This is a genomic window from Treponema socranskii subsp. socranskii VPI DR56BR1116 = ATCC 35536 (assembly GCF_000468115.1).
Classification (GTDB): domain Bacteria; phylum Spirochaetota; class Spirochaetia; order Treponematales; family Treponemataceae; genus Treponema_D; species Treponema_D socranskii.
Window position 1 is genome coordinate 1 of the sequence record NZ_AVQI01000061.1, and the last position, 8,972, is coordinate 8,972.

The window sequence follows — 8,972 nt, forward strand, 5'->3', positions numbered from 1 at the left end:
CTCGTTGCAAGTTCCGCACTGCTCGGATTTGCTCTTTTAAGTCTGAAGTCGAAAAACGGGCAAGCCGTTTTTCTGTTATCGGAGACACACGAAAATCCTGCGCACTGCTCGGATTTGCTCGAATAAGTCGAAAGTTGAAAAACGCTAACGCGTTTTTCTTTTATAGGAGACACTCGCGATTTCTCCGCACTGCTCGAAATCGCTCGTTCTTTACTTTTTTCCCTTTTTTTGCTATAGTGAAGTATCAATTTTTTCTATAATATATACAAATATACTGAAAATCATCAAAGGTAAAGCATGAGTCAATCACCGGAACATTATTCAGCGGGCAGCATTCAAGTTTTAAAAGGTCTCGAAGCGGTGCGCAAGCGGCCGGGTATGTATATCGGTTCGACCGGGCCGCAGGGACTTCATCATCTCGTATATGAAGTCGTAGACAACAGTATCGACGAAGCGATGGCGGGTTTTTGCGACCGGATCATCGTTGCCCTCGAAAAAGACGATATCGTACGCGTCGAAGACAACGGGCGCGGTATTCCCGTCGGTATGCACCCGACGGAGCACGTGAGCGCACTGGAACTCGTTTTAACGCGTCTGCACGCCGGCGGTAAATTCGATAAAGGCGCGTACAAAGTTTCCGGCGGTCTCCACGGCGTCGGCGTCAGCTGCGTCAACGCGCTTTCCTCATGGATGGAAGCGACGATCGATTCCGACGGTAAACGCTGGTTTCAGCGGTACGAAATCGGTGTACCCAAGACGAAAGTGCAGGAAATCGGGCCGATCGACCGACACGGCACGCAGATACGCTGGAAAGCCGACAAAACGATTTTTACCGAAACGACGACATACGATTTCGACGTGCTTGCAAAGCGCCTGCGCGAACTCGCGTTTTTGAACAGCGGCATTACGATCGTATTCCGCGACGAGCGGCTCGAAACACCGAAAGAGGTCGTCTTTAAATTTGACGGCGGCATCCGCCACTTCGTATCCTATCTCAACGAAGGGAAAAACGTCATTCCGGCGGAACCGGCGTTTATCGAAGGCGAAGACAACGGCATTATGACCGAACTCGCGCTCCAATACAACGACGGCTATAACGAAACGATTTATACTTACGTCAACGATATCAATACGGTTGAAGGCGGAACTCACCTCGACGGCTTTAAAATCGCGCTGACTTTCGTACTCAATAAATTTTTGGAAGCGAATCAAAAACTTTCCAAAAAGATGGACGAAAAGCTCACCGGCGAAGACGTCCGTGCGGGCATTACCGCCGTTTTATCGCTCAAAGTGCCCGAACCGCAGTTTGAAGGGCAGACGAAAACGAAGCTCGGCAACAGCGAAGTGCGCACGATCGTCGATTCCCTCATCAAAGAAAAATTGACGCTCTTTTTCGAACAGCATCCGCAGGATTTGGAAAAGATCCTCGAAAAAGCGGTCGGAGAAGCGAGCGCGCGGATTGCGGCTCGGCGGGCAAAAGAAGCGACGAGGCGTAAAAGCGGTCTCGACAGTTTCGGTCTTCCGGGCAAACTTTCCGATTGTTCGTCGAAAGATCCCGCCGAATGCGAAGTGTACATCGTTGAGGGCGATTCCGCAGGCGGTTCGGCCAAAAAAGGCCGCGATTCGAAGCGGCAGGCCATCCTTCCGCTGTGGGGCAAAATGCTCAACGTCGAAAAGACGCGGATCGATAAAGTGATCAACAACGACAAACTCGAACCGGTTATCGCGTCTTTGGGCGCCGGGATCGGTAAAGATTTCGACATATCGAAGCTCCGCTATCACAAGATAATCATCATGGCCGATGCCGATGTCGACGGTTCGCATATCCGCACGCTGCTGTTGACGTTCTTTTTCCGCTATATGCCGCAGATCATCGAAGACGGTTATGTGTATCTTGCGATGCCGCCTCTGTACAAAGTGAGCTGGAATAAGAAAGAGTGGTACGTATACGACGACAACGAAAAAGCCGAAGTTTTGAAGCAGCTCGGCGACAATGCGGCAAAGGCTTCCGTTCAGCGCTACAAAGGTCTCGGCGAAATGGACGGTACGCAGCTGTGGGAAACGACGATGGATCCCGCGAGGCGTAAAATGAAGCGCGTGACGATTCCCGATGTCGTCGCCGCCGACAAAATGTTCAGCGTGTGCATGGGAGAAGCGGTTGAACCGCGCCGCAAGTTTATCGAAGAAAACGCCGTTTACGCCAATTTGGACGTTTGACGTTTTGCGCTTGTCATCCGCCGGCTCGATCGCTCGCAGCTCGTGTTTTCGGCGGCAAAACGCAAGCATAATGACCCGATAAAATCAATAAGGATTGTAATTATGGAAGAGATACAAACACCGGAAGGCGGTACGCTGATACCGATTCCTATCGATGCGGAAGTCAAACAGGCGTATATCGATTATTCGATGTCGGTCATCACGAGCCGCGCGCTCCCCGACGTCCGCGACGGATTAAAACCCGTTCACCGCCGCATATTGTACGCGATGGACGAACTCGGTCTTCGAAGCAGCGGTGCGACGAGAAAATGCGCGAAAATCGTCGGAGACGTGCTCGGTAAATTCCACCCGCACGGAGATGCTTCCGTCTACGATGCGATCGTTCACTTGGGTCAGGATTTTTATCTGCGCTATCCGGTGATTACGCCGCAGGGAAACTTCGGTACAATTGCCGGAGACCCCGCTGCCGCATACCGCTATACCGAAGCGAAGATGGCAAAGCTTGCCGAAGAGATGGTCGCGGACATAGACAAAGATACGGTCGATTTTGTTCCGAACTTCGACGAAACGGCAAAAGAGCCGACCGTGCTCCCGTCGAAACTGCCGTATCTGCTCGTAAACGGTGCGTCCGGCATCGCAGTCGGTATGGCGACGAATATGCCGCCGCACAATCTCCGTGAAATCGCGTCGGCCGTATCGGCCTATATCGACAATCCCGACATAACGATAGAAGAATTGAGCAAAATCGTGCGCGGCCCCGATTTTCCGACCGGCGGCATTATCTTCGGGAGAGGCGGCATCAAACAGGCGTACAAAACGGGCCGCGGTAAAATAATCGTGCGCGGCCGGTTCAATATCGAAACGGCAAAAGGCGGCCGAGAGTCGATTATCTTTACGGAAGTGCCCTACGGTGTAAATACGAAAGTGCTGTGTGAACGCATCGGCGAACTCGCGCGCAACAAAGATATCGACGGTATAACCGGCATAAACGACGAAAGCTCCGACCGCACCGGTATGAGGATCGTCATCGATTTGAAGCGGGGTGCAATTACGAAAATCGTATTGAATCAGCTGTTTACGAAGACGGCGCTTCAATCGAATTTCGGCGTCATCAACCTCGCGCTCGTCGGCGGGCGGCCGCAGATACTCACGCTCAAACAGCTCGTACAGCACTTTGTCGAACACCGCGATCAGGTCGTCACGCGCCGTACGCAGTTCGAACTCAACAAAGCGCTTGCGCGCGAGCATATTTTGCAGGCGCTTATCGTTGCGATCAACAATATCGACGAAGTGATCAAAATAATCCGTGCGAGCCGCGATACCGAAGAAGCGAAAAACAATCTCAAAAAGCGTTTCGATTTCGATGACGTGCAGGCGCAGGCGATCGTCGATATGCAGCTGAAACGCCTCACACACCTCGAAATCGACGATTTGAAAAAAGAGCTTGCGGAACTTGAAGCGCTTATCGCACACTTACGCGATCTCCTTGCGCATCACGAAAAGCTGCTTGCGCTTGTCAAAACCGAAACGAATGAACTTGCCGAAAAATACGGCGACGACCGCCGCACCGATATCGTTGCGGATGAAATCGAAGAGATCAACGTCGAAGACATGATCAAACAGGAAGACGTCGTTATCCTCGTTTCAAAGCTCGGCTATATCAAGCGGCTTGCCGCGACGCAGTACAAAAGTCAGGGGAGAGGCGGCAAGGGCAGTTTCAGCGCAAACCTCGTCGAAGACGATTACATCAATCAGATTTTTATCGCATCGACGCACGACTGCATCATGTTTATCACGAACGAGGGAAAAGCGTATTGGATAAAAGTCCACGAAATTCCCGAAGCGTCGAAGATGAGCCGCGGTTCGCACATCAAAAGCCTGCTCGCCGTTTCCGCCGATGAAGAGATTACGACGACGGTGACGGTAAAAGAATTCAGCGGAGATAATTACGTGCTCATGGCGACGACGAACGGCGTCGTCAAAAAAACCGCACTCAGCGATTTTGCAAACGCAAAGACGAAGGGCGTTATTGCGATCAGACTCGACGGCGGCGACAAGCTCGTCAGCGCGATTTTGACTGCCGGCAAAAACGACGTATTTTTCGTTTCACGCAGAGGCAAAGCGCTCCGCATATCGGAAGACGACGTGCGGCCGATGGGGCGGGCGAGCCGCGGAACGCGCGGTATGAAACTTGCCGAAGGAGACGAAATCGCGGCGGCCGTGCGGGCGGAAGCGGGTAAAAGCATCATGCTCGTTACCGAAAAAGGCTTCGGCAAGCGCATCAATCCCGAAGACTTCAAATCGCACGGACGCGGTACCAGCGGCCAGCGGTGCTACGGCAATACCGAAGAGCGCGGCGAAATAATCGGCGCCCTTGCCGTCGCCGACGGAGATGAAGTGCTGTGTATTACGAGCCAAGGGAAAACGCTTCGGGTTGCGGCAGGCGATATCAAAGAGCAGGGCACTGCTTCGACGGGGGTTTCCGTCGTAAAAGTCGACGCACCCGATTATTTGGTCGGCATCGACCGCGTAGCCGATGAAGAAGCGGATAAAGACGATACAAAAAACACGTAGTCGTATGTATTTTGTTATAATACAAAGAAATAGACGGTTTTATCGGAGTCGATTTTTTTAAGAAATTTCGTATTTTTTTTAAGAATATGCTGACAAAAATGCAACATTGCCGTATAATGGGATAATACGGGACAACCGATGTTGCGCATTTTATACGGTTGCGGGTGGTCATCAGGCAAGGGCCGGATTGCAAAGAGCAGTCCGGCTCTCTTTTTTTATCTAAGGGTTTTTGGTGTTACCGATACGGACGCCGCTTTCCGCGAATTTAAAATAAAGGGCAAACCTGTGAACTCGGAACGAGTGTAATACTTGCAGGGTTTTCAACAATGGGCATAACTTGTGGAAAAACATTTCTTCCGCTTGATGTTTCACGTGAAACACACTCTGCGCTCTGAGACTGCTGTGGGACGGGTAAAGCTCATTTGCAGTGATACCTGCCGACCGTCGGAGATTCGAATCGGTATTCGGCCGATATGTTTCACGTGAAACAATTGAGAAAGCAAACGCGATAATACAAAGTTAGGAGTGAATGTAAGATCGAAGGTTAAAAAACACTGCGGGCGGAACAAAGCTTTCGGCAGGCACAGGGTAGGGTAATTTTATAAAAAATATAGAAGAACTTTCGGTATGCGGTAAAACTTTGTCGATGTTTTGATCGGGCGTGTCAAATGTTTCACGTGAAACAAAAAAACTTATCCACAGGCTTTCAACAATGTGGATAACTAACGAACGGTTGTTTGTATATCTGCAAACGGGCCTTTGTTTATTCCGTTGCTGCCGTCGGTTGGCTAAAAACTGTAAGCCTACCGGCTTGTTCTGAAAGGAAATTTATCATAGTATCCGTCAAAGCGGATCACAAATCGATTTTTTGAAAGTTTCCTTGATTTAGTATTCGGCTGTATTTTTTATTATATATAGTGTATGCTTACTGCGATGAGGATTTTTTCAACGGGCGATACTATATGTATCATATCGTTTATACCCGGTATGATCGGATTGCTTTTGATACTTGCCGGTTTGATTCTATTGCTTGTCCGAGTTGTTCGCAAAAAAATAAGCGGGGTGCAAAGACCCAAAAAGAAAGCCGTAAAATGTATTGTGATCGGCATAATTTTTGTAGTGCCTCTTTTTATCGGGATAATCTACGATGAAAATATTCAGCCTGTCATCGATGCGGCGGTATTCAAATCGACTCGAGGACCGTTGCTTCCGGCAATAGAGCGGATAGATAAATCCCGCGTTGCCCGTCTCCTTGAAAAAGGTGCGGCCGTCAATTATGTGTCATGGGACGGTGCGACTCCTTTGACGGCCGCATGCGTCATAGCGCGGCGGCGTGACAAGCTGACGAAAAAGCAGCTCGATGATATAATGGAAATTATAAGACTTTTAATACGCTTCGGCGCGGATATGGAATTGCGTCCTGACGAAAAAATCGGAAGAGGTCAGGCAACCCCTTCTCCGAAAAGCATCAGGTACATCGATCGCGCCGTTCAATCGCGCCTCGACAGTCACACAACCCCCTTACAAGGAAGCATCAAGTACGGCAATAATGATGCGCTCGTAGAGCTGCTGTTGGAATCGGGTGCCGATCCGAATAACGGACTTACTTATAATCCGTTGGCGAGCGCTTTATATAACAATATGAGATATGCGGAGATGCTCGTCCGGTACGGGGCGGATGTCGAACGAGCTCTTTTTTACGTTTGCAAAGATTTCCATTCTTACAATGAATTATATATCGACGATTTGCCGAGCGTTATACGGTATTTGTGTGTTCATTTCGGCGCCGATAAAAATGCTGTGGACGCCGAAGGAAACCGTCCGTACGACATAGTAAAAAAGCAGTATCTTGAAGATGAAAACGCTTTTCCCGAAAAACTCAAGCAATGTAACGACGAGGGTGAACGTCAAAAACTGCAGGAGCAGTTTGAAGAAAAACGGAAAATCTACGAAAAAACGCTTGCACTGTTACAGTAAACGTTTTTCTATATTTCCCAGCGGTGCTTTTCCAAATCGACGCAAGTGTCGTTTTTAAATGCAACGCCTTCGGCAAGCAGGCGATTTTTTTGCTCCGGAAAATTCGGCGCGATGCGGCCCGAATGATTGACGACGCGGTGGCACGGATAGCCGCCGTAATCTTCGGCGCGGCTTAGTATGTTTCCCACAAGGCGCGCGTTTTTGTCCCTGCCGATGAGGCGTGCGATTTGCCCGTAGCTTGCGACTTTGCCTTCGGGGATTTCTTCGACCGCCGAAAGGATTTCGTATACCAAATCTTCCGTTACGATTTTCCGCATGGCGAATGTTCCGAAAGCGCTTTTAATAATCGTTCGACCTGCTCGTCTGTCGTTGCCCAGCTTGTCGCAATGCGGGCGACGGTGTGTGCTTCATCCGCTTTTTCCCAAAAAGAAAGACCGATTTTTTCAGAAAGCAGGGCGTAATCTTCGTTTTTCAAAACGATAAAAATTTGATTTGTCGGGGAGGCGAAATACTGCCGGAAACCGTGGGTATCGAGGAATGAGCGGATTTTGTCTGCTGCACGGATCGCGTTGCTCCCGATGCGGAAGTATAAATCGTCTTCAAAGAGTGTTTCAAATTGAATGCCTAAAAGCCTGCCTTTTGCAAGCAGCGCGCCGTGCTGTTTTATCGTCGTTATAAAATGAGGCAAACGGTTTTTATCGGGAATGACGATCGCTTCGCCGAAAAGAGCGCCGCACTTTGTCCCGCCTATGTAAAAAGCGTCCGAAACGGCCGCAAGGTCGGAAAGCGTTACGTCGTTTTTCGGAGATGAAAGCGCATAGGCAAGCCGCGCTCCGTCGATGTAAAACGCAAGCGCATATTCGCGGCATAGGGCGGTAATATCGGATAGTTCCTTTTTCGAATAAAGCGTGCCGCATTCGGTCGGCTGGGAGATATAGACCATGCCGGGCTGAACCGCATGCGCTCTGTTTTCATCGGCATAAAAATCGTGCAGATACCGCTTGAGCGTTTCGGCCGAAAGCTTTCCCGCCTCTCCTGCAAGCGTGAGCACTTTGTGGCCGCCTGCTTCGATTGCGCCGGCTTCGTGTACGGCGATGTGTCCCGTGTCAGCCGCGATGACTCCTTCGTACGGGCGCAAAAACGCGTCGATGACCGCCGCGTTCGTCTGCGTTCCGCCGACAAGAAAATGAACGGCGGCATTCGGACAGTCTGCAGCTTTTCGTATCAGATTTCGTGCGCGCTCGCAGTGTTCGTCCGTTCCGTAGCCGGAAGTTTGCTCCGTATTCGTTTCCGCAAGGCGCTGCAAAATCGCCGGATGAGCGCCTTCCAGATAGTCCGACGCAAAGTTCGGTTTGTTTTCGGTTTGCATAGCGGGTGTATAGTATCACAAAAGCTTTGCAAGGGCGAGAGCGGTGTTGACGTTGCGTATCGTCATATCTTTAAAAAAATCCCGCCGCGCAACGCGCGGCGGGATCTCTCTGAAAACTTTACTCATACGGCACGATCGATGTACCGTGCGGTCTGCCCGTGCCGTATCTTTCGTTCACCCTGCGTCAGTCGGCAGTGATAGCTATGCGTTTGGGTGCGGAAAGCGCTTTGCGCGGTATGGCTACCGTGAGCACTCCGTTCTTAAAGGACGCGGCAACCTGTTCGCCGTTGACATCGTCGGGAAGCGTAAAGCGGCGGCTGAACTCGCTGACGCGGCGTTCGCGGATGAGCCATTTGCTTTCATCCTTTTTCGCGTTTTTATTCTGCTCCTCTTTTTTCTCTTCGTGATGCGAAGAGATGGTCAAGACGTTGTGATCGAGTTCGACGTTTACGTCCTTTTCGGTCATACCGGGCAAATCCATTTCAAGCATGTACGCGTCTTTCGTTTCTTTTACGTCGACTTTCGGCACGTTGAAAGAAGTACCGAAATTGAAATCGCCCATCGTGTCGTTCAGCGCATGATTAAAAAAGCTGTTGAAAAGTGCCAATTCGTTCATATCAAACCTCCATAAAAACTTTTGCAGAAAGTTGCAACTTTCGAAAAAGTTTTTAGCCGTGCGCAAATGCGCACACGTTCAATAATCGAGTTTGCAAATACGGTGTATTGTACTCGTACGATTTTTATCGGAACGATATATATACACGTCTTCTGCAAACATCCAGCAAACTCGAGATAAAAAGCGACGGCGATATTTCAGACGACGCTTTTTATCGTA

General features: G+C 50.0%; 6 protein-coding genes. 3 read left to right on the plus strand and 3 right to left on the minus strand.

Annotation, left to right across the window (positions count from 1 at the left end):
- Positions 1–297 precede the first annotated feature (297 nt).
- The 3 genes from gyrB (at position 298) to HMPREF0860_RS08350 (ending at position 6,768) form a co-directional block, all read left to right on the plus strand.
- Positions 298–2,217 carry a DNA topoisomerase (ATP-hydrolyzing) subunit B gene (gene gyrB / locus HMPREF0860_RS08340; protein ID WP_021331054.1) on the plus strand — a complete coding sequence of 640 codons (1,920 nt, stop codon included), beginning with the start codon at positions 298–300 and terminating at the stop codon, positions 2,215–2,217.
- 102 nt (positions 2,218–2,319) lie between these two features.
- Entirely contained in the window at positions 2,320–4,791 is a 2,472-nt protein-coding gene (gene gyrA / locus HMPREF0860_RS08345) for a DNA topoisomerase (ATP-hydrolyzing) subunit A (protein WP_021331052.1), read from the plus strand.
- Positions 4,792–5,889: 1,098 nt separating this feature from the next.
- On the plus strand, positions 5,890–6,768 hold the full coding sequence (locus tag HMPREF0860_RS08350; protein ID WP_156002159.1) for an ankyrin repeat domain-containing protein: 879 nt from the start codon (positions 5,890–5,892) through the stop codon (positions 6,766–6,768).
- Between the two features lie 8 nt (positions 6,769–6,776).
- Here the strand turns inward: HMPREF0860_RS08350 and HMPREF0860_RS08355 are convergent, their stop codons facing one another.
- The 3 genes from HMPREF0860_RS08355 to HMPREF0860_RS08365 all read right to left on the minus strand — a co-directional run bounded on the left by HMPREF0860_RS08355 (position 6,777) and on the right by HMPREF0860_RS08365 (position 8,753).
- Complete coding sequence (locus HMPREF0860_RS08355) at positions 6,777–7,085, minus strand: MGMT family protein (RefSeq protein ID WP_021331055.1); 309 nt, start codon at positions 7,083–7,085, stop codon at positions 6,777–6,779.
- Positions 7,070–8,137 (minus strand): threonine aldolase family protein, encoded by a 1,068-nt coding sequence (locus HMPREF0860_RS08360; RefSeq protein WP_021331049.1) that lies wholly within the window; start codon positions 8,135–8,137, stop codon positions 7,070–7,072. The genes HMPREF0860_RS08355 and HMPREF0860_RS08360 overlap by 16 nt, the downstream gene beginning before the upstream one ends.
- Positions 8,138–8,321: 184 nt before the next feature.
- Positions 8,322–8,753 carry an Hsp20/alpha crystallin family protein gene (locus tag HMPREF0860_RS08365; protein WP_021331300.1) on the minus strand — a complete coding sequence of 144 codons (432 nt, stop codon included), beginning with the start codon at positions 8,751–8,753 and terminating at the stop codon, positions 8,322–8,324.
- Positions 8,754–8,972: the final 219 nt, after the last annotated feature.